Source organism: Micromonospora okii (assembly GCF_020884795.1).
GTDB lineage: Bacteria > Actinomycetota > Actinomycetes > Mycobacteriales > Micromonosporaceae > Micromonospora > Micromonospora okii.
The window spans coordinates 19,762-38,325 of record NZ_BBZF01000022.1; the positions used below are offsets into that span (position 1 = coordinate 19,762).

At 72.9% G+C, this 18,564-nt stretch carries 19 protein-coding genes; 14 read left to right on the forward strand and 5 right to left on the reverse strand.

The window, feature by feature from the left end:
- Positions 1–76: 76 nt before the first annotated feature.
- Positions 77–1,564 carry a M28 family peptidase gene (locus LPU43_RS21035; RefSeq protein WP_229402213.1) on the reverse strand — a complete coding sequence of 496 codons (1,488 nt, stop codon included), beginning with the start codon at positions 1,562–1,564 and terminating at the stop codon, positions 77–79.
- 157 nt (positions 1,565–1,721) lie between these two features.
- Positions 1,722–2,912: a cytochrome P450 gene (locus LPU43_RS21040; RefSeq protein ID WP_229402214.1), complete on the reverse strand. Its 1,191-nt coding sequence runs from the start codon at positions 2,910–2,912 to the stop codon at positions 1,722–1,724.
- Positions 2,913–3,490: 578 nt separating this feature from the next.
- Here LPU43_RS21040 and LPU43_RS21045 point away from each other — a divergent pair.
- The 12 genes from LPU43_RS21045 to LPU43_RS21100 all read left to right on the forward strand — a co-directional run bounded on the left by LPU43_RS21045 (position 3,491) and on the right by LPU43_RS21100 (position 13,852).
- Complete coding sequence (locus tag LPU43_RS21045) at positions 3,491–4,489, forward strand: ABC transporter substrate-binding protein (protein ID WP_229402215.1); 999 nt, start codon at positions 3,491–3,493, stop codon at positions 4,487–4,489.
- Between the two features lie 55 nt (positions 4,490–4,544).
- Complete coding sequence (locus LPU43_RS21050) at positions 4,545–5,312, forward strand: ABC transporter ATP-binding protein (RefSeq protein WP_229402216.1); 768 nt, start codon at positions 4,545–4,547, stop codon at positions 5,310–5,312.
- Positions 5,309–6,109: an ABC transporter permease gene (locus tag LPU43_RS21055; RefSeq protein WP_229402217.1), complete on the forward strand. Its 801-nt coding sequence runs from the start codon at positions 5,309–5,311 to the stop codon at positions 6,107–6,109. The genes LPU43_RS21050 and LPU43_RS21055 overlap by 4 nt, the downstream gene beginning before the upstream one ends.
- On the forward strand, positions 6,106–7,224 hold the full coding sequence (locus tag LPU43_RS21060) for an Ldh family oxidoreductase (protein ID WP_229402218.1): 1,119 nt from the start codon (positions 6,106–6,108) through the stop codon (positions 7,222–7,224). The genes LPU43_RS21055 and LPU43_RS21060 overlap by 4 nt, the downstream gene beginning before the upstream one ends.
- A 1-nt stretch (position 7,225) precedes the next feature.
- Positions 7,226–7,960: an SDR family NAD(P)-dependent oxidoreductase gene (locus LPU43_RS21065; protein WP_229402219.1), complete on the forward strand. Its 735-nt coding sequence runs from the start codon at positions 7,226–7,228 to the stop codon at positions 7,958–7,960.
- Complete coding sequence (locus LPU43_RS21070; RefSeq protein ID WP_229402220.1) at positions 7,957–9,570, forward strand: FAD-dependent monooxygenase; 1,614 nt, start codon at positions 7,957–7,959, stop codon at positions 9,568–9,570. Before LPU43_RS21065 ends, LPU43_RS21070 begins: the two co-directional genes overlap by 4 nt.
- A 29-nt stretch (positions 9,571–9,599) precedes the next feature.
- On the forward strand, positions 9,600–9,971 hold the full coding sequence (locus LPU43_RS21075) for a cupin domain-containing protein (protein ID WP_229402221.1): 372 nt from the start codon (positions 9,600–9,602) through the stop codon (positions 9,969–9,971).
- Positions 9,968–10,504: a cupin domain-containing protein gene (locus LPU43_RS21080; RefSeq protein ID WP_229402222.1), complete on the forward strand. Its 537-nt coding sequence runs from the start codon at positions 9,968–9,970 to the stop codon at positions 10,502–10,504. The genes LPU43_RS21075 and LPU43_RS21080 overlap by 4 nt, the downstream gene beginning before the upstream one ends.
- A 19-nt stretch (positions 10,505–10,523) precedes the next feature.
- Entirely contained in the window at positions 10,524–10,937 is a 414-nt protein-coding gene (locus LPU43_RS21085) for a RidA family protein (RefSeq protein WP_229402223.1), read from the forward strand.
- Positions 10,934–11,815 carry a fumarylacetoacetate hydrolase family protein gene (locus LPU43_RS21090; protein ID WP_229402224.1) on the forward strand — a complete coding sequence of 294 codons (882 nt, stop codon included), beginning with the start codon at positions 10,934–10,936 and terminating at the stop codon, positions 11,813–11,815. Before LPU43_RS21085 ends, LPU43_RS21090 begins: the two co-directional genes overlap by 4 nt.
- A gap of 179 nt (positions 11,816–11,994) precedes the next feature.
- On the forward strand, positions 11,995–12,765 hold the full coding sequence (locus LPU43_RS21095) for a GntR family transcriptional regulator (protein ID WP_229402225.1): 771 nt from the start codon (positions 11,995–11,997) through the stop codon (positions 12,763–12,765).
- A 130-nt stretch (positions 12,766–12,895) separates the two neighbouring features.
- Complete coding sequence (locus LPU43_RS21100) at positions 12,896–13,852, forward strand: amidohydrolase family protein (RefSeq protein WP_229402226.1); 957 nt, start codon at positions 12,896–12,898, stop codon at positions 13,850–13,852.
- A gap of 32 nt (positions 13,853–13,884) precedes the next feature.
- Here LPU43_RS21100 and LPU43_RS21105 read toward each other — a convergent pair whose 3' ends face one another.
- Genes LPU43_RS21105 through LPU43_RS21115 form a run of 3 tightly spaced genes read right to left on the reverse strand, consistent with a single transcriptional unit; the run spans position 13,885 to position 15,480 of the window.
- On the reverse strand, positions 13,885–14,124 hold the full coding sequence (locus tag LPU43_RS21105; RefSeq protein ID WP_229402227.1) for a hypothetical protein: 240 nt from the start codon (positions 14,122–14,124) through the stop codon (positions 13,885–13,887).
- Between the two features lie 2 nt (positions 14,125–14,126).
- Positions 14,127–15,329: a helix-turn-helix domain-containing protein gene (locus LPU43_RS21110; protein WP_229402228.1), complete on the reverse strand. Its 1,203-nt coding sequence runs from the start codon at positions 15,327–15,329 to the stop codon at positions 14,127–14,129.
- Entirely contained in the window at positions 15,316–15,480 is a 165-nt protein-coding gene (locus LPU43_RS21115) for a hypothetical protein (RefSeq protein ID WP_229402229.1), read from the reverse strand. Before LPU43_RS21115 ends, LPU43_RS21110 begins: the two co-directional genes overlap by 14 nt.
- A 190-nt stretch (positions 15,481–15,670) precedes the next feature.
- Here LPU43_RS21115 and LPU43_RS21120 point away from each other — a divergent pair, with 190 nt between their 5' ends.
- The gene (locus tag LPU43_RS21120) at positions 15,671–16,750 is read left to right on the forward strand and encodes a helix-turn-helix domain-containing protein (protein WP_229402230.1); all 1,080 of its coding nucleotides are present in this window, start codon (positions 15,671–15,673) and stop codon (positions 16,748–16,750) included.
- Positions 16,751–17,080: 330 nt separating this feature from the next.
- On the forward strand, positions 17,081–18,505 hold the full coding sequence (locus tag LPU43_RS21125) for an MFS transporter (RefSeq protein ID WP_229402231.1): 1,425 nt from the start codon (positions 17,081–17,083) through the stop codon (positions 18,503–18,505).
- The last annotated feature ends 59 nt before the right edge of the window (positions 18,506–18,564 follow it).

Consider the following 18,564-nt stretch of genomic DNA (forward strand, 5'->3'; position numbering starts at 1 on the left):
ACAAAGTCCCCCGGACCCGAAACGAGGGGTCCCTTCCTATCGCGTACGCGATAGGAAGGGACCCCTCCTTTCACCTCTACGGGGCGGTGGCCGCCCGGACGGCGGAGACGTCGACGGCCAGCCGCCCGAGCACCCACGCCACCGCCGGTACGTTCGCGTCGAGGGCGGCCCGGTTGATCGTCTCGATCCGGTCGCAGGTCTGGTGGTAGCAGTGGTCGAACATCTGCCCGGCCTGCCCTCCGAAGCGGGCCTGCTGCTGGGGCGTCTTGACCGCGAGGTTCCCGCCGTCGAGGCCGCCGGTCGGGATGCCCACGGCCTCGAACGCCAGGTGGTCGGAGCCCACGGATCCGGGCGCGGTCCGCTCGTAGGGCAGCCCCCGGCCGTCGAAGTACTCCCCGAAGAGGTTGGCGAGCACGTGCCCGCCGCCGGTCCCGGGGTCCCAGACGAAGCGGCCGGGGTTGGGCGAGGCGATCAGCTCGCCGTTGAGCACGGCGGCGATGCGCTGCCGCTCCCCGGCGGAGAGGTTCGCGACGTAGTGCCCCGAGCCGACGTTGATCATCTCCTCCGCGCCCCACCAGACGAACCGGACCTTGTTGGTGACGGCGTGCTGCCGCCCGCCCAGGGCGATGGCCACCTGGAGGACGGCGGCGGACATCACCGCGTTGTCGTTGATCCCGGGCGTCTCGGGGACGCTGTCGAGGTGCGCGCCGAGCAGCACCACGTTCTCCGGGTCGCCGCCGGCGGTCTCGGCGATCAGGTTCACCGTGGTCCGGGCGACGGACTGGGCCCGCAGCGTCAGGTGTACGCGGGTACCGTCCCCGCGCGCGGCGCGCACCAGCTCCTCGCCGTCGCGCTGGGACACCGAGGCGGTCGGGATCGTGAACGCCGCCGGGTCGAAGGCGTGGAACCGGTAGATGTTCTCCGGCGACGGGGTGGCGTAGTACAGCAGCACCCCGCGCGCACCCGCCCCGGCGGCGACCTGCTGCTGTCGGGCGTAGCCGCAGGCGGCGCGGGCCAGCACCACGACCGCCCCGGCGGCGGCGACGCCGTCGTAGTCGGCCGGCTCGCAGCCGGTGCGCCCCACGGGTGGCGTCGCCACGGGCGCCTCGATGCCCTCGGCGGGCGTGGTCGGGCCGAACCGGGTCGCCAGCACCCGCACGTCCCGGCCGCCGGCCCCGCCGACCCGCAGCCGCTCGACGGAGATGTCGAAGTCGGTGTAGGGGACGGTCTGCTCCACGACCTGGTATCCGGCCGCGCGCAGCAGGGTGGTGACGTACCAGGCCGAGCGGGTGAACCCGACGCGGTTGTAGCCCCGGTCGCCGCCGCTGAAGTCGGCGATGCCCTGGAACGCCGTCAGGTGGCGGTGGACCTCCGCGCCGGTGACGGCGGCCGCCAGCGTGTCGGCCAGGGATCCGGCGGCGGCGTGCCGCCCCGCCCCCGCGGCGGACCGGGTGGCCCCGGCGGCTTCGGCCCGGGCGGCCACGCCCGGCGGCACGGCGACGCCGGCCAGCAGCAGTACGCCGACCAGTCCGGCCAGCCTGTGGAACACGGTCACGCTACGCACGACACCTCCGGTCGTTGGGGATCGGTCACGTCGGTCGTCCTAAGGAGAACGGCCGGTCGGTGCGGTCGGCCGGCCTGGGGGAGAGCGGCCGGTCGGTGCCGTCGGCCAGCCCGGGGAGAACGGCCGGCAGGTGCGGTCGGCCGGTCCGGGGGAGTGGTCAGCCGGCCCGGTCGGTGCGGCGCACCGACACGGGGAGGTCGGCCAGGCCCCGCAGGGTGGCCGTGGGCTCGTACGTCGGCGGGCCGGCCGGCGCGAGCCGCAGCCCGGACCGGCGCAGCGCCCCCAGCACCTCGCGGAGCTGGAGGGTCGCCAGGCCGGCGCCGAGGCAGGCGTGCGCGCCCCGCCCGAAGGCCAGGTGCAGGCCCCGGCGCCGGGTCAGGAGCACGGCGTCGGGGTCGGGGAAGACCGCCGGGTCGCGGTTCGCCGCCGCGATGAACAGCACCAGCACGTCGCCGCGCCGCACCGCCCGCCCGCCGACCGTGTGGTCGCGTACGCACACCCGCGCGTCGGCCTGCACCGGACCGTCCAGCCGGACCAGTTCGTCGACCAGCGCGTCGTCGGCGTCCTCCGGACCGGCCAGCAGCTCCGGCTGCCGGACCAGCCGGGCGAGGACGGCGCCCAGCAGGCGGCTGACGGACTCGTAGCCGGCGTGCAGCACCGCGCGCGTCGAGTTGGCCAGCACCGCCGCCGGCACGCCCTGGTCGCGCGCCGCCCGCCGGGCCGCCCCGAGGAACCCGCGCTCGTCGGCGTCGGCGAGCCAGCCCGCGACGAGTCGGCTCAGCTCCGCCCGCGCCTGGTTGCCCGGCTCCGCCCGGTCGGGCTCGATGCCGGCGTCCATGCTCCGCACGATCGCGTTGGACCACTGCTCGAACCGCGCGCCGTCGGGTGACGGGACGCCGAGGAAGCCGGTGATCGTCCGCAGCGCGACCGGGCGGGCGAACCGGCTCACCAGGTCGACGGGCCCGGGCCGGCCGGACAGTTCGGCGAGCTGCCGAGCGGCGATCTCCGCGAACTGTGCCCGTACCGTGCCGGGTGGTTGTTCGTGCAATGCGGAAACGAGCAGGTGACGAATGGCACCGTGCTCGGGTGGATCGAGCGACTGCACACTCAACTGCGTGTCCGGTATTTCGATGCCGACCCGTCGGAAGTCGGAGCCGAAGTTGGTCGTGTCGCCGAGCACCTGTCGGCACTGCGCATGGCTTGTGACGACCCAGGAATCGAGGAAACCGTGCCAGTAGACCGGATCATTCTCCCTCAGCGCCCGGTAGGACGGGTACGGGTCGGCGATCACGGCCGGGGCCAGGGGATCGTAGATCGGGTCACGTACGGCAGTGGCCTCGTCCGCCACGAGGGACGCCCCTTCCGAGGTGATGGCCTGTTGACAGGCGCGTGGCACCGCGGCCATCCGGACGCGCCGAATGGCCGCGGCGACGCGACGGATCAGTGGAGGTAACGCATTTTTGGGCCCCCTTCCGCTCGACGTCGAATCGCCCGGACGAATCCGGCGGCGATTCGGCGATGGCCCGTAACACGGGCAGGACAGGCCAGGTTCGTCGCATCCTCCGAAACGGCGGCCAGGCCGCAATTATGTTCAGAGGTTCGGCGCCCCCGTGCCGTTCGCCAACTTGCCACAGGGCTTTGTCGGTGTCAACGCCGGCGGCCGGCAATCGCCGTGATCCTCATATGGTGAACCTTCTACGGAGGGCATGTCACATTGTTGCAAGTAATTGTTTCAAAAGGCTTGGTGGTAAGGGGTGGTCGCCGGGGTCACCCGGGACTCGGGGCGGCGGCGCGCGGGCCTCGGCGGCGGTGCCCGATCCATTCGGTTCGATGGTGGCCGCCGGGCGGGGTGGCGGCGGCCGGATCGGGGTCTTGACGGGCCGGGAGGTTTGACATTTGATAAATCCCGCCAACGCAGGAGGTCCCATGTCAGGTCGTCACCGTCTCGCCGCAGCCGTCGCCGCGGCGGCTCTCGCCCTCACCGTCTCCGCCTGCGGTGGCTCGGAGGAGGGCAAATCCTCCGACGCCACCGCCGTCACCTACCTGACCTCCTTCGGGACGTTCGGTCGGGACTCGTACGCCTACGTCGCCCTGGAGAAGGGCTACTTCGAGGAGGCCGGGCTCAAGGTCACCATCAAGCCGGGCACCGGCACCGTCGACGTCATGAAGCTGATCGGGTCGGGGCAGGCCGACTACGGCACCGGCGACCTGTCCGGGGTCATCACCACCATGGCCGGCGAGAAGCTCCCGGTGCGCGCGGTGGCCGCCGTCCACCAGAAGTCCATGGCCGGCATCGCCTCGCTGGGCAAGGCGATCGACTCGCCGGAGAAGCTGGCGGGCGCCAGCATCGCCGACGCCTCCGGCTCCACCAACATGATCATTTTCCCGGCGTACGCCAAGGCGGCCGGCATCGACCCGAAGTCGGTGAAGTTCGTCCCGTCCTCGCCGCAGTCGCTGCCGCAGTTGCTCGCCGCCGGCTCGGTGGACGCGATCGGCCAGTTCGTCGCCGGCAAGCCGCTGCTGGAGAAGGCGGCGGGCGGCAAGACCGTCACCATGCTGCCGTACGCGGACAAGCTGCCCGACCTGTACGGCAACGGCCTGCTGGTCTCGACCGACAAGCTCAACAGCGACCGCGCGCAGGTGGAGAAGTTCACGGCGGCGCTGATCAAGGGCCTGGTCTACGCGGTCGAGCACCCCGACGAGGCCGCCCAGTTGCTCAAGAAGCACGACCGGACGGCCGACGAGAAGGTCGCCGCCGCCGAGCTGACCGAGATGCGCCCGTACGTCCTCGGCGACGGCGCGACGGCCGGCAAGCTCGACCGGGCCCGGATCGAGGCCATGATCACCCTGCTCGCCGGCACCGGCACCCTGAAGTCGACGCCGAGCGCCGACGACCTCGGCGTCTACGACGTCGTCAAGCCGTGACTTCCTCTTCGACGGCGGTGCGCGCGACGCCGCGCGCACCGCGAGGGGTAAACCCATGATCGGAATTAGCAACGTTTCGCAGATCTACCGCACCCGCGGCGGTGACGTGGAGGCCCTGCGCGAGGTGTCGCTCGACGTCGTCGACGGCGAGTTCGTGGCGATCGTCGGGCGCTCGGGCTGCGGCAAGTCCAGCCTGCTGCGGCTGGTCGCCGGCCTCCAGACGGCCACCTCCGGCGAGATCACCGTCGCCGGCACCCCGGTCCGGGGCCCCCGGCGCGACGTCGGCTTCATGTTCCAGCGCCCGGCGCTGCTGCCGTGGCGCTCGGTCCTCGACAACGTGCTGCTGCCCACCGAGGTGTTCAGGCTGGACAAGCGCGACTCCCGGGCCCGCGCCCACGAACTGCTCGACCTGGTCGGGCTCAACGGCTTCGACAAGCGCCTGCCGCACGAGCTCTCCGGCGGCATGCAGCAGCGGGTCTCGCTGTGCCGGGCCCTCATCCAGCAGCCCCGGGTGCTGCTGATGGACGAGCCGTTCTCCGCGCTCGACGCGCTCACCCGCGCCGACCTCACGGTGGAGCTGCAACGCCTCCAGATGAAGCAGGCCTCCACGGTGCTCTTCGTGACGCACTCCGTCGACGAGGCCGTGCTGCTCGCCGACCGGGTCGTGGTGCTCAGCCCACGACCGGGCCGGCTCCGCGAGATCGTCCAGATCGACGTCGAACGCCCGCGGTCGCTGGGGCACGACGGCCACTCCGCCGAGCTGGGCGAACTCCGCGCCCGCCTGCACGACCTGCTCATGACCCCCGAGGAGGTGACGCGGTGACCGTCGCCGAGACCCCCCGGGCCCGCCGCGCCGGGCCGCGCCCGGACGCCCGCTGGACCCAGCACCTGCCGCCCGTGCTCGGCGTCGTGGCCGCCGTCGCCCTGTGGTGGGCGATCACCGTCGTCTTCGACGTGGAGAGCTTCATCCTGCCGTCCCCGATCGAGGTGGGGCGGGCCATGACGGAGCAGTCCGGCTACCTGTGGGACAACACCCTGGTCACCCTCGCCGAGACGCTGCTCGGCTTCGGCCTGGCCATCGCGGTCGGGGTGCCGCTGGCGCTGATCGTCACCGCCTCCCGGATGCTGGAGCGGACCGTCTACCCGCTGCTGCTGATGCTCAACGCCGTACCGAAGGTGGCCGTCGCGCCGCTGCTGGTGGTGTGGATGGGCTTCGGCCAGTTCCCCAAGGTCTTCCTGGTCTTCCTGGTCTGCTTCTTCCCGATCGTCATCTCCACCGCCGCCGGGCTCAGCTCCACCCCGGCCGACCTGGTGGAGCTGGGCCGGTCGCTGCGGACGAACTGGTGGCAGACGTTCCGCATGATCCGGATGCCGGCCGCCGTCCCGCAGCTCTTCGTCGGGCTCAAGCTCGCCATCACCCTCGCCGTCATCGGCGCGGTGATCGCCGAGTTCGTCGGCGCCACCGAGGGGCTGGGCTACGCGATCGTCGCCTCCGGCGCGAGCGCCGACACCGCGCTGGCCTTCGGCGCGATGATCCTGCTCGGCGTCATGAGCGTCGTGCTGTTCTACCTGCTCGAGGCGATCGAGCGGTTCTTCGTGCCGTGGGCGGACCGGTCGTGAGCGCCCGGAACGCGGGCGCACCCGTCGTGGACCCCGCGCACCTGCCGCCGACGGTGCCGGTCGGCTGGCTCACCGACGCCGTCGCCGCCGTCTTCGGCGCGCTGGGCTACTCCGCCCCCGCCGCCGCCCTGGTCGCCGGCACCCTGGTCGACGCCGACATGCGCGGCATCGGCTCGCACGGGGTGATGCTGCTGCCGATGTACGTCGACCGGATCCGGGCCGGCTCGGTGAGCCGGGCGGAGCGGGCCGAGGTGGTCCGCGACAAGGGCGCCGTCGCGGTGCTCGACGCCGGTCACGCCCTCGGGCAGCTCACCGGCGACCAGGCGATGCGGCTCGCGGTCGACAAGGCACGCACGTACGGCGTCGGCGTGGTCACCGTCCGCCGGGCGTTCCACTTCGGAGGGGCGTTCCGGTACGTGGACCTCGCCGCCCGCAACGGCTGCGTCGGCATCGCGGCGGCCAACACCCGCCCGCTGATGCCCGCACCCGGCGGCGCGTCGGCGGTGGTCGGCAACAACCCGCTCGCGGTGGGCGTGCCCCGCGCTGGCGGGCGGCCGGTGATCCTCGACGTGGCGCTCTCCGAGGCCGCGCTCGGCAAGATCCGGCTGGCCGCCGGCGAGGGTCGGCCGATTCCCGCCACCTGGGCGACCGACGAGCGGGGCGAGCCCACCACCGACCCGGCCGCCGCGCTGCGGGGGCTGTTGCTGCCCTCGGGCGCCCACAAGGGATACGGTCTCGCCCTCATGGTCGACGTGCTCACCGGGGTCCTCTCCGGCGGCGCGTACGGCCAGGGCGTGCAGGGCCTCTACGCCGACGTCTCCGTGCCCAACGACTGCGCGCACTTCTTCCTCGCCCTGGACGCCGAGACGTTCGCCGAGGACGCCGACGAGATCGCCCGCCGGGTCGACGACCTCGCCGGCCAGGTGCTCGGCTCCGCGCTGGCCCCCGGCACGGACCGCGTCCACCTGCCGGGCGACATCGAGGCCGACCGCTACGACCGGGCGCTGCGCGAGGGCGTCACGCTCGCGCCGTCGGTCTCCGCCGCGCTGGCGGAGGTCGCCGCCGGGCTGGGCGTGCCGCTGTCGCCGCCCGGCGGTGCCGGAAGGAAGGAATGAGATGAGGGCCAGTTTCGACGCCACCGGCGAGGTGTGCGTGGTGACCGGCGGCGCCAACGGGATCGGCGCCGCCCTCGCCCACGCGTACGCCGACGCCGGGGGGACAGCCGTGGTGTTCGACGTCGCACCCGGCCGTCCGCACCCGAGCGGGCGGGTGATCGAGCACCGGGTCGACGTCTCCGACCGGGACGCGGTGCGCGCCGCGGTGGCCCGGGTGCTCGCCGAGCACGGCCGCGTCGACGCCCTGGTGGCGGGCGCGGCCGTGCAGCCCCGCTGCGACGTGGTCGACATGGACCCCGAGCAGTGGCGGCGCACCCTCGGGGTGAACCTCGACGGTGTCCTCTGGTGCGCGCAGGCGGTCCTGCCGGACATGATCGCCCGCCGCGCGGGGACGATCCTCGTCTTCGCCTCCGGCCTGGCCACCGCCGGCCGGGCGCAGGCGTCGGCGTACGCGGCGAGCAAGGGGGCGCTGATCGCCTTCGCCAAGTCGCTGGCCGCCGAGGTCGCCGAGCACCGCGTCCGGGTGAACACCGTCTTCCCCGGCGTGGTGGACACCCCGCAGTTCCGGGCGGCCAACCCGGCGGGCGGGGAACGGGAGCACTGGGCGCGGGCCACCGGCATCGGCACGCCCGAGGACGTGGTCGGCCCGCTGTTGTTCCTGCTCTCGCCCGCCGCGTCGATGACCGGATCCACCCTCACCCGTGACCGGGCGTACCCGAGGAGCGAGGCGCAGTGACCAGCACGAGCGAGACGAACGAGCAGTTGCCGGTGGGTGTGGTCGGCGCCGGGCCGGTCGGCCTGGTCACCGCGTTGGGCCTGGCCCACCACGGCGTGTCGGTGGTGGTCTTCGAGGAGGACGACCGGCTGTCGCTGGACACCAAGGCCGGCACGATCCTCACCCGCACGCTGGAGGTGCTGCACCGCTACGGCGCGCTCGACGACGTGCTGGCCGGGTCGCTGCGCATCGACGAGATCGGCGAGCTGGACCGGGCCACCAACACCCAGACCCTCAGCGTCCGCACGGGCGACCTGACGGAGGACACCCGCTTCCCGTTCGTGATCAACATTCCGCAGCACGAGCTGGAGCCGATCCTGCGCCAGCGCCTCGACGCCCTCGCCCCCGGCGCGCTGCGGATGGGCCACCGGCTGCTCGACTTCGCCCAGCATGACCACCGGGTGGAGCTGCGGCTGGAGACCGCCGAGGGGGAGCGGACCGTGCCGGTGCGCTACCTGCTGGCCTGCGACGGCGGCCGGTCCGCCGTGCGGGACCAGATCGGCGCGCGGGTCGAGGGCGAGACGTACCAGGAGCGGTACATGCTGGTCGACCTGAAGGTCGACCTGGACGTGGAGAACCCACGCGACTACCCGTACCTGGCCTACTTCGGCGACCCGCAGGAGTGGATGATCCTGGTGCGGCAGCCGCACTGCTGGCGCTTCCTCTACCCGCTGCCCGCCGGGCAGGCCGAGCCGGACCGGGAGGAGCTGGCCGACAAGGCGCGCCGGTTCATCGGCGACACCAAGACGCTGGAGATCCTCGGCACGAACATCTACCACGTCCACCAGCGGGTGGCCGACCGCTGGCAGGACCGGCGGGTCTTCCTGCTCGGCGACGCCGCGCACCTGATCACGCCGATGTGGGCGCTGGGCCTGAACACCGGCGTCCTGGACGCCTCCAACCTGCCCTGGCGGATGGCCTGGGTGCTGCGCGGCTGGGCCACCGATCACCTGCTCGACGGCTACCAGGTCGAGCAGGAGCCGGTCGCCACCAAGGGCTCCGCGTCGATGGCCGCCGCCGCGCGGGCGTACATGGCCCGCCGCGCCGACGACCCGGGCGTGATGACCACCGGCAACTGGGGCAACGCCTTCACCCGCGCCATGCTCGGGGTACGCCTCGACGTCGACGGCACGGGCGACTGGTCGATGGCCGCCGCCGGGGACGAGCCCCTGCCGGTGCTGGCCGGGGCGCGCAGCCCCGACCTGCCGCTGTTCGGCCCCTCGGGCACCGTGCACCTGCACGACCTGGTCGCCGACGCGTTCGTGGCGCTCTACTTCACCGACCCGCGCCGGGTGCCGGCGCTGCCCCCGCAGGACTCGCCCGCGCTGCGGCACTACGTGGTGAGCCGCTGGGACGCCCCGCACGACTCCGGCCTGCGGGACCGGGCCCTGTTCGACCCGGGCGACCGGGTGCGCCGCCGGTTCGCGGTCGCCGACGACACGCTTGTGCTGATCCGCCCGGACGGGCACGTCGCGGCGATCGTACCGTTCACACCGGCCGCCGGCGTCGACACGGCGGCCGAGCTCTACACCCGGATCACCGGCTGCCCGCCGCCGCGCGAGCGGGCCTGACCACACCAACGTCCGCGAAAGGACTGACGATGAGCGAGTACGGTCACGCGACCGCCCCCGACGGCACCCAGGTGGAGCTGGGCGCCGTCGGCCAGCGGGTGGTCTTCGAGAACGACCAGGTGCGGGTCTGGGAGATCGAGCTGGCCCCGGGCGAGCAGCAGCCCTGGCACCACCACCTCAACCCGTACCTGGTGATCGCCCTGGAGGCCGCCGACAACCGGATCGACGCGCTCGCCGGGGGCGACCCGCGCCTGGTGCACGAGGACATCGGCGGGGTGGTCTACCGCGCGCCGGGGGAGATCCACATGCTGACCAACAACGGCACGACCCGCTACCGCAGCCGGCTCGTCGAGCTGAAGTGCCTGGGGGAGAACCTCGTGGCCGGGCGGGACGAGCAGTGAGCGGGCAGCCGCCGGTCGTGCCCGCCCCGCCGGTGCCGGACGGGGTCGACCCGGCCGAGTGGGCCAACAACCTCTCCGAGCCGTCGAACTACGGCGGCGCGGCGGCCGACCGGTCCCGGGAGGAACTGGTGCCCGGCCCCGGCGGCGTGGTGCTGGCCCGGTTCCGCGAGATCCTGCTGGAGACCGGCGAGCTGGACTGGGCCGACAAGACCCTCGCGGGCCTGTCGCACAAGGCGCTGTGGCGCGACGAGGAGACCGAGGCGTCCATCTCGCTGGTGCGGTTCCGCGCCGGCTCCGGCATCCCGCTGCGCCACTCGCACGCGTCCAACCAGTTCATGTTCTGCCTCGCCGGCCGGTACACCTACGTCCCCACCGGCCTGACCCTCACCCCGGGCTCCTTCTACTGGAACCCGAAGGGCAGCCTGCACGGCCCGACGCTCGCCGAGGAGGAGAGCGTCCTGCTGGAGATCTACGACGGGCCGCACTATCCGACCCAGCCGCAGTGGTACACCGACCCGGCGGACGCCCGCTAGCCCGGAAAGAAGAGAGACCATGCCCAAGCAGCAGATCGTTTCCCCCGAACTGGCCGAGCCGAACGGCCACTTCGCCCAGGCCACGCAGGTGCGGGCGCAGGGCCGGATGGTGTTCGTCTCCGGCATGACCGCCCGCAACCGCTCCGGCGGAGTCACCGGCGTCGGCGACGTCGCCGCCCAGACCCACCAGGTCTGCCAGAACCTGCGCGCCGCGGTGACGGCCGCCGGCGGGACGCTGGACGACGTCGTGCGGGTGGACGTCTACGTCCGCAACATGGAGGACTTCAAGGCCATCCACGAGGTGCGCCGGCAGTACTTCACCGGCGAGCCGCCGGCGTCCACGATGGTCGAGGTCTCCAAGTTCGTGAACAAGGACTACCTCATCGAGATCAACGCCATCGCCGTGATCGACGACGACCGGGACGACCGATGAGGCTCGCCAGCGTGCTCGCCGACGGCGGCCGGCGCATCGGCGTGGTCGACGGCGACACCGTCGCCGTGCTCCCGGCCGACTGCGGCGACCTCGACGACGCGATCCGGGGCGGCCCCGCCGCCCTCGACGCGCTCCGCGACGCCGCGCGGCGGGTCACGCCGGAGCCGCTGGCCGGGGTGCGGCTCGACGCCCCGCTGCGCCGGTTCAACCGGGACATCCTCTGCACCGGCTGGAACTACTGGGACCACTTCGAGGAGTCGCGCGGGAAGCGGGAGGGGCAGGACCCGGTCGAGACGCCGAAGCACCCGACCTTCTTCACCAAGGGCCCGGACACCGTCGTCGGCCCGTACGACGACATCGCCTACGACCCGCGGATCTCGGCGAAGTGGGACTACGAGGCGGAGGTGGCGCTGGTCATCGGCGCGGACTGCCGGTCGGTGGACGAGGCCGACGCGATGTCGTACGTGGCGGCGTACTGCGTGGCCAACGACGTGTCGCAACGCGACCTGCAACGCGCCCACGGCGGGCAGTGGCTCAAGGGCAAGAGCATCGACGCCACCATGCCGCTCGGGCCGTGGCTGACCACCGCCGACGACGTGCCGGACCCGGCGGCCCTGCGCATCCGGTGCGAGGTCAATGGGGTGACCCTCCAGGACGCCTCCACCGCGCAGATGGCCTTCCCCTTCGCCCGGCTCATCGCGGAGCTGAGCTGGGGGATGACCCTGCGGGCCGGCGACGTGGTGCTCACCGGCACGCCGAGCGGCATCGGAAACGCCCGCGACCCACAGATCTTCCTCAAGGACGGCGATCTGGTGGTGACCCGGGTGGAGGGGCTCGGTGAGCTGCGCAACCGGGTGCGGCTGACCGCGCTGCACTGACCGCCGGCGGGCGCGGGGCGGCGCGGCAGGACCCCTTGCCGCGGCGGGAAATTGGTACCATTTCCCGCGCCCGCCGGCGCGTTTGTGGGATCAACCGAGACATCCCTGGTCCAGGACAATGTCCCCGGCGACGGGGCACGGACGACGTCCCATGAACGGCTCTATCCGGAAGGCACACCGTGGCGACAGCGCATCGTAGGACCGTCCAGGGCGGCGCCGGCGATGACGGCCGGGCCGGCGCGAACGGGGCCGACGCCCAGCACCGCACCCTCGCCGACTCGGCGACCGCGACCCTGCACGAGGCGATCCTCACCGGCCGCCTGCCGGCCGGCACCCCGCTGCGCCTCAACGAGATGGCCGAGCTGCTGGGCATGAGCATGAGCCCGGTGCGGGAGTCCATCCGCCGGCTGGCCGCCATCGGCCTGGTCGACGTGGTGCAGCACAAGGGCGCCTGGGTCATGCCGCTGACCGTCGCCGACGCGATCGACACCCACGAGGCGCGGATCGCGATGGAGACGGCCCTGGTCGAGCGGGCGGCGACCCGGTTCACCGCCGCCGACGCCCAGCGCGCCGAGGCGGCGCTCGACGAGCACATCGCCGCGTCCGCGCGCGGCGACGCCACGGCCGCCCGCCGGGCCCACACCGAGTTCCACTTCACCATCTACCGGGCGGCCGGGTCGCGGTGGCTGCTGCGCGGCCTGGAGCCCGTCTGGGAGAACAGCGAGCGGTACCGCTTCGCCACGGTCTCGCCGGACGGGAGCAGCGAGAGGCGGGTCCGGGAGCACCGGGCCATCCTCGACGCCTGCGTTGCCGGGGACGTCGCGGCGGCCGTGGCCGCCGTGCGGGTGCACATCCAGCACGCCGCCGACCGGGTGATCGCCAAGATGAACACCGACGCCGCCGCCGTGCCCCCGGCCGGCGAACCGCGCCCCGCGCCCACCGGCGGCTGACCCCGGCTCACCGCCTGCCCCGACCAGACGCCCCGCCTCGGCGGGGCGCGTCCCCGCGCGGCCGTACCACGTCACCGTCGCGCACCGTCGGCGTCACCGCCGGTGCGACAAACCCGAAGGAAGTACGCCAGTGTCCGGCATCGACATGCACGCCCACCTCGCCCCCGACCTGCGCCCGGCCGACCTGCCCGGGGTCGCCGTCGACACCGACGGCACGGCCCTGCTCGGCGGCCGACGGATCGGCCCGGCCGACCTGTACCACCCCGACCGGCTCGAAGCCCACCTCGACCGGGCCGGCCTGGACGAGGCGATCGTCAGCGTCCCGCCGCCCTTCTACCGGCAGCGGCTGGGCGCGCCCGAGGCGGCGGCGTGGGCCCGCGCGGTCAACGACGGCCTGCTCGCCGTGGTCGCCGACCGGCCCCGGCTCACCCCGCTGGCGTACCTGCCGTTCGAGCACTCTGAGGTGGCGCTCGCCGAATACGACCGGATCGCCGCCGACGCGCGCTGGGCGGGAGTGGTGGGCGCCGCCGGCGGGGAGACCGGCCCGCTGGACGCGGCGGCGCTTCGCCCGCTGTGGCAGCGCCTCGACGCCGACCGGCGCACCCTGCAACTGCACCCCGCGCACTCACCGGACGCCCGGCTGGAGCCGTTCTACCTGGCGAACCTGCTGGGCAACCCGGTCGAGACGGCCGTGGCGGTGGCGCAGCTCGTCTTCGGCGGGGTGCTCGGGGCGTACCCGGGGATCCGGTTCGTGCTGGTGCACTGCGGCGGCGTCGTGCCGGCCGTGGTCGGGCGCTGGGAGCGCGGGCACACCACGACCCGGCCCGGCGTACCGGTGCTGTCGCCCACCCCGGCCGAGGCGGTGCGCGCGCTCTACGTCGACAACCTGGCCCACGACCCGGCGGTGGTGGACCTGGCGGTGTCGGTCTTCGGCCCGGAGCGGCTGGTCCTCGGCAGCGACTGGCCGTTCCCGATGGGCGACGAGAACCCGGCGGCGTCGGTGACCCACCGGGGCGGCGACTACGCGCGACAGGTGGCCGTGGACAACGCCGCGCGGGCCCTGGGGCGGGGGCCGGACGGCCGGTGACGCCGACCGGTCGGATGAGCCCTTGGCCGAGGTCATCCGGCCTGCCGAGGGTCGTCGCGGTCAGGTTCGGTGCAATGGGCTGCCGTGCTCCACAGTTGCACGTCCTTGGCTGCGCGCAGGACGTCACGGGCGGCGGCGGCCACCGGGCAGTCTGTCGTCCGGCAGATCGGGCAGCGCCCGTCGGTTCCGGGCCGGTGGTCGCGGAGGATCCAGCGGGCGGTGAGGATCAGCCGGTTGCGGATCTGGGCCAGGGACAGGAACGGTGCGGTCATCCTCAGCCCACCCCGAGGGTGACGGCGAGTTCAACGATCCTGGTCGGGGTGCGGGGGTCGCGGGCGAGGTGGGCGAGCAAATCCCGGGCGGCGGGCCGCTGCCGGATTTCGGCGGGTGCGATGCGGTCGACGTCGATGAGGAGCCGGCCGGCGTTGATCGGGTCGTCTGCGTGGAGGTGGGCGCGGGCGGTGTCGAGCAGGTGCGCGGCGCGGTGTTCGGTGGGCAGCCACCGCCAGCCGTCGCGCCGGACGGCCGCTTCGTGTCGGGTCACCGCTTCTCGGGTGTCGCCGAGTTCGACGGCTGCGGCGGCGCGGGCCAGGTCGACGGCGGTGGGTCCGAACGCGGTGCGGTGGTGGTCGTGGCCGTCGTCGACGCGGGCGGCCAGGGTCGCGGCCTCGTCGAGCAGGTCGGTGGCGGCGCGGGCGTCGCCGTGGGCGGCGGCGGCCAGGGCCGCCTGGACGAGCAGCGTTCCGCACAGGGATAGCTCCGGGGGCAGGCCGAACTCGACCACGGGCGGGGCGATCCGGTACGCGGCGGCGAGCATCACCGACGTGGCCGCCCGCGCCTGCCCACGGGCGCGGAGCACCTGACCGAGTTGCACCGCTGCGGCGGCCACCATGCTCCGGTCGCCGGTGGCGGCGTTCATGGCCCGGTCTGCGGCCAGCCACGCCAGGTCCGGGTCGCCGAGCTTCACCAGCAGGGCGGCGGTGACCCGGTACGCCTCCACCAGCGGCACCCGACCCGCTTCCGGGTCGCCGACGTGGGCGCGTTCGACGTCGGCCAGCAGGTGCGGCAACAGGTCGGCCAGTTGGGGATAGCGGGCGTGCTGGAAGGTCGTCCAGGCGTGCGCGACCTGCCGGGCCATCTGGTCGGCCGGCAGCACCGGCCGGCGGGCGGTCGGCCTGTCGAGGGGGACCTCGTAGCGGGACAGGGCGGCCCGGAGCTGTTCGACGCCCTGGCCGTGTGCGCTCGTCTCGGCGGGCTGGGCGTCCCGGGCGAGCAGGACCGCCGTGTCGATGCGCAGGACGGCGGCGATCTTGTGCAACGTCGTCACCTTGTCCAGGGTCCGCACGCCCCGCTCGACCTTGTCCACCCAGCTCTTCGACTTGCCCAACCGGTCGGCGAACACCTGCTGCGACAACTTCCGCCGCCCCCGCCAGTACGCCACCCGCCGGCCGACCGGCAGCAGGTCACCGCTGTCCACGCCGCCACCGCCGGTCCGGTATCGCCCGTGTCGTCTCCTCCGCCGGTATCCGCTCCGCCTCGGCCAACGCCAGGATGCGCTGCCTCGCGGCTTCCCGTTCCGCCTCCTGGATCTGCTCGCCCCGACTCTTGGCCGGCTCGTCGTCGCTCATCGCTGCCTCCGTCGTAGGGGCGCGGCGGCGTGCTCGGGGAAGGATCGACACCGCCGCGCCCGGCTGGCGGCACGACCAGAACTCACGTCCCGCACGAGCCGCGCTGGCCGCGCCTGGGCTCTACTCTTGTGACCAGACGACTACGGTCGGAAGCACCTCGATGCTTTCAAGAGCTTTCACCAGGGGATCGATGGATGACCTCGGCGCACAACTGAGGCACGCTCGTATCGAGGCGGACGTGACGCTCGCCTCCATCGCGGCCCGCACCTGCTACTCGGCCTCGCACCTGAGCAACGTCGAAGCGGGACGCCGGACCGCGACGCCGGACATCGTGCTCGCCTACGCGCGAGCGTTGGGAGACGCGGACGTGAGACGCAGAGACCTCCTCGCCGCCGCCACCATCGGCCCGATCGCCGCCAACGAACTCATCCGATCCGGCTTCACCGCCGCCCTGGCCGGGCAGCGAGACAGCGAGGACCGTTGGCGAGACCGGGTCGACCAGTACGGCCGCGACTACATGGACATCGGGGCCGAGTCCCTTCAGAACCGTCTCGCCGGTGACCTCGTCGTCATGCAACAACAACTCGACACCCCCACGATGTGGGCCACCGCCGCCCGCGCACTCACCACCTACGGAAAGACCACCAAAGACCCCACCGAGGCCATCGCCTGGTACGACACCGCCCGAATCGCCGCCGACCGCTCCGACGACCTGGCCGTCCGAGTCTGGGTACGCGGCCGCGCCGCCATCGCCCTCGCCTACGAGGGCGCCGCACCCACCGTCGCCCAGCGATACGCAGACCAGGCACTCGCTCTATCCGACCGCCCCTCACTGGGCCGCCTCCAAGCGCTGATGGCCCGCGCACACGTCGCCGCCGGACGCGGCGACACCGCCGCAGCCGTCGCCGCCGACCAGGATGCACGACGAGTCTTCGACCTCACCGGCTCACCGGACGACGAAATCTCCGACGCCGCCGTACCCGCCTGGCGCATGGCCACCTTCCGATCCATGCTCTACGCCCGACTCGGCATGACCGGCCCCGGCGAGCAGGCCCAGACAGATGCCGACCGGCTCCGACCCGCATCGCTGACCCGATTCGCCACCCACATCGAACTACACCGCGCACTCATGATGACCAAAGCCGGCGACCGCCCCGGAGGACTCAAGCACGCCCGACGAGCATGGGCAGCCCTCCCGGCAGACCGCCGCTCACAGACCCTCAGCCTCGTACTACGAGAAGTCGAACGAGCAGCACGTCGATCCAACTGACGTGCCAGGAACATCGACGCTTTGCTTAGAGGCCGCGCGGATGGGTGCTTCACGACGTGAAGCTTTCCGTGTCCGGAAGTTCTGGCGAACGGGCCTACGAGTGAAGACATGAGACGGTAGGCAGGTGCCTGACCCGGGTGCCCCCTCCCTGGTAGCGTTTACGGCATGTCTGCTGCCTCGTGCGCGGCCGCTTGTGCCGCAGTGACCAGGACGTCCCGCTAGCGGCGGGGCGTTCGACTCACACTTTCCTGGACGTCCAGCCGCTTCGTGATCAGACCGGAGCGGCACGTTCGTGCTGCTCAGAGCTTCTTCTGAGCGACGGAGTACCTGATGCTTCCAGGCATCCTTTTGTCACGCGGGCACAGCCCGTCCCCGGTACGCGCATGGCTGGTCCTGTGCGCGATGTCCATGCTGCAGTTCTTCATCGCGGTCGACGTGACCGTGGTCAACATCGCCCTGCCCTCGATCGGCGCTGACTTCGGCGTCGACGGGCACACGCTGACCTGGGTCGTGGTCGGGTACACGGTCACCGGCGGCGGGGTGCTGATGCTCGGTGGCCGGCTGGGCGACCTGCTCGGGCGGCGGCGCGTGCTGCTGCTCGGCACCGGCCTGTTCGGTGCCGCGTCCCTGCTGGCGGGTCTGGCCCCGACGTTCGCGCTGCTGGTGGCCGCGCGCCTGCTGCAGGGCGCCGGTGAGGCCGTCGCGCTGCCTGCCGCGATGGCCACCATTGTCCTGATGTTCCCCGAAGGCCCGCGCCGGTCGCGGGCCCTGAGCGTGTGGGCGGCGGTGGCCAGCTGCGGTCTCGTACTCGGTTTCGTCCTGTCCGGAATCATCACCGACTATCTGGGGTGGCAGTGGATCTTCCTGGTTTCGGTCCCGTTCATCGTGGTCGTGTTGCTGGCGGCCGTCTTCCTGGTCGAGGGTGACCGGCCCGTGGCCCAGAACGCCCCCTCGACTGACCTGCCCGGCGCACTGCTGCTGACCGCCTGCCCGCTGTTGTTCACCTTCGGCGTGATCGAGGCCGGTGAACCCGGAACACCCGCCTGGGTGGTCCCGGGGGCGTTGGCCGGGGCGGTGGCGGCCGGGGCCGGCTTCGTGAGTGTCGAGGCACGCTCGCGCAACCCGCTGCTGCCGCTGCGCTTCTTTGCCAACCGCGTGCGGGTGGCGGCCAACCTGGTCACCATGTTGCTGAGTGGCGCGTTGTCGACCTCGTTCCTGCTGTTCACCTTCTACCTGCAGGATCGGCTGGGTATCGGCCCGCTGGGTGCGGGCCTGACGATGCTGCCTCTGGCGGTCTCGTTGATCGTGTTCTCCATGCTCGTGCCGCGTTTGCTGGACCGCTGGGGGGCACGTGCGTGTGTGCTTGCCGGCCTCGGGTTCACCGCGGCCGCGATGGCCGTGATCGCGCTTGTCTCGGCCTCACGGGCAGGCGGGATGGTGATGGTTCCGGCCATGTTCCTGATCGCGGCCGGGATGGGTTTCGGCCTCGTGGGACTGCAGTACATCGCGGTCAGCGGCGTCAAAGAGGACGACGCCGGGATCGCCTCCGGCGTCCAGCGCGCGGCCGACCAACTGGGCGGTGCCACCGGGGTGGCGGTCTGCGTCGGGATCGGGTTCGCTCCGACCCTGCACTCTCTCGATCCGTTCCTGGTCGCCACCCTGCTGGCCTCCCTGGGGCTCGTGACCGGCGCGGTCGTGGCCTGGCGCACGCCTGCGGCGGCCCCCGCCGCGAATCTGCGGGAACAGGCCGGTTGACCGTCGTCCCGCCGGGTTGCGCCGCCCCGACTGTCGAGGGTGGCGTTCCCCGGCGGGTG

Bases quoted from the DNA above. Each gene is read 5' to 3' on its own strand.
- LPU43_RS21045 (WP_229402215.1), top strand. From the start codon at position 3,491: ATGTCAGGTCGTCACCGTCTCGCCGCAGCCGTCGCCGCGGCGGCTCTC.
- LPU43_RS21050 (WP_229402216.1), top strand. From the start codon at position 4,545: ATGATCGGAATTAGCAACGTTTCGCAGATCTACCGCACCCGCGGCGGT.
- LPU43_RS21065 (WP_229402219.1), top strand. From the start codon at position 7,226: ATGAGGGCCAGTTTCGACGCCACCGGCGAGGTGTGCGTGGTGACCGGC.
- LPU43_RS21075 (WP_229402221.1), top strand. From the start codon at position 9,600: ATGAGCGAGTACGGTCACGCGACCGCCCCCGACGGCACCCAGGTGGAG.
- LPU43_RS21085 (WP_229402223.1), top strand. From the start codon at position 10,524: ATGCCCAAGCAGCAGATCGTTTCCCCCGAACTGGCCGAGCCGAACGGC.
- LPU43_RS21090 (WP_229402224.1), top strand. From the start codon at position 10,934: ATGAGGCTCGCCAGCGTGCTCGCCGACGGCGGCCGGCGCATCGGCGTG.
- LPU43_RS21105 (WP_229402227.1), bottom strand. From the start codon at position 14,124: ATGACCGCACCGTTCCTGTCCCTGGCCCAGATCCGCAACCGGCTGATC.
- LPU43_RS21115 (WP_229402229.1), bottom strand. From the start codon at position 15,480: ATGAGCGACGACGAGCCGGCCAAGAGTCGGGGCGAGCAGATCCAGGAG.
- LPU43_RS21120 (WP_229402230.1), top strand. From the start codon at position 15,671: ATGGATGACCTCGGCGCACAACTGAGGCACGCTCGTATCGAGGCGGAC.
- LPU43_RS21125 (WP_229402231.1), top strand. From the start codon at position 17,081: ATGCTTCCAGGCATCCTTTTGTCACGCGGGCACAGCCCGTCCCCGGTA.